Source organism: Delftia sp. DT-2, assembly GCF_028401915.1.
Lineage (GTDB): Bacteria > Pseudomonadota > Gammaproteobacteria > Burkholderiales > Burkholderiaceae_C > Comamonas > Comamonas tsuruhatensis.
Genome location: NZ_JAQOTI010000057.1, coordinates 1 through 1380, shown reverse-complemented (window position 1 = coordinate 1380; position 1380 = coordinate 1). Strand labels below are relative to the sequence as shown.

2 protein-coding genes are annotated in these 1380 nt (G+C 42.8%); both read right to left on the bottom strand.

All coding sequences use genetic code 11. The features are described from left to right. Positions 1 to 163 precede the first annotated feature (163 nt). The gene (locus PO605_RS30785) at positions 164 to 691 is read right to left on the bottom strand and encodes a hypothetical protein (protein ID WP_156136116.1); all 528 of its coding nucleotides are present in this window, start codon (positions 689 to 691) and stop codon (positions 164 to 166) included. Then, the coding region (locus PO605_RS30780) for an RHS repeat-associated core domain-containing protein (protein ID WP_272207345.1) at positions 691 to 1380 on the bottom strand (690 nt) is incomplete at its 5' end. The genes PO605_RS30780 and PO605_RS30785, both read right to left, overlap by 1 nt.

Here is a 1380-nt window from a genome sequence, read left to right as displayed (position 1 = left end):
TGCAGGTGGCCCGAGCCGTAGTAGAGCCATTGGACGTGGCGGCCTCCGGGCAGCCAGCAGTCCGTGCGGTTGCTCAGTTCGTCGTAGCCGTGTGACAGGCTGCGTTGCCTGATTTAATCAGGCAGCAGCCCCGCGTATCAGCCTGATCATTTGATATATTTTATTACACTAATACTTCTCGTGAGTAAACTACAAAATCTCCCTTCTTCCAATTTTTACCGCCAATCCATGCGCACGGGAATCCTTGCCGTATATAAACATCTAGCATTTTTTCGAAATATGGATGAGAGTTAGGCATCATCAATCTCGCTTTCGCACATAATATCAGATCTTCATAAATGGCTTCTGATATGTCAGTGATTTCTTGGGGGTCCAAAATTTTGCTAATGGCATGTTTTGAGAAATATTCCCTTAGATGGTCAAAATAATTGATGTTTCCAATTAATTCTATTAATTTTTTCCTTTTCTCATCAAAAGGCGGGGACTCTATTTCTCCGGATGCATCTTCGGTAATGTCAATGATGAAGCGATAAGGTTTTTTTATGTCTTCATCTTGCTGCATATACATCGCTTTATGAATATCTAATATTCGCTCTTCTGAAATTCTGTCTGTTGTTTGAAGTAATGGCCCATCTTTCATGAGTTGAAAAATCTCTTGAACATTAATGGGGAAATCATTTTCTGAAATCATTAGAAACCGCCTTTCTTTAAGATATCATCCCACAACTTGAAATTAGATCCTTCAGATTTTCTTATTGGAGTGCCCTTCTTCAATTCTTTGTGCAGAAGTTTTTGCATATCACCAAGTCTTTTGGATAGTTTCTTTGGACAGCCGCCGGCAGAAGATATTTCTCTATCAATGGCATCTAGCAGCGCATCACTATATTCGTTATGACTTCCTCTGTGAGTTGATTTGCCATAATACTTTCCTTTTTTACCGTCAAATTTTCCGGCATATTTAGGTAGATTAATAAGATTTTCAAGAGCATCTTGATCTATGCACTTTAATATTGGGCGTTTTTTGAACAATGCTTGTGGAATTTTGTGATGAGTTTGATGTTTGGGTGCCAACCCTGCGGCCTTATTCATTCTATTTCTATGAGTGCTTAAACCATTTGGGTCAATCCATTCAGTTGGATTGACACCGTATGCATAGAAATTTTCACCGCCAAACAACCCAATCGGATCCTGATGCACAAACCTCCCAACCACAGGATCGTAATACCTGAACCGGTTGTAGTGCAGCCCCGTCTCGCCGTCAAAGTACTGTCCCTGGAACCGTAGCGGTTGCTCCACCAGCGCAAGGCTTTGTACCTCACCCTGGGTGGCCAGGGCCAGCGGGCGCTGGTCGTGGGTGAACACTGCCGCATCGTCCGTGCC

What these genes read in the sequence shown, in the direction of transcription:
- PO605_RS30785 (WP_156136116.1), bottom strand. Translation starts at nt 691, where the DNA reads ATGATTTCAGAAAATGATTTCCCCATTAATGTTCAAGAGATTTTTCAA.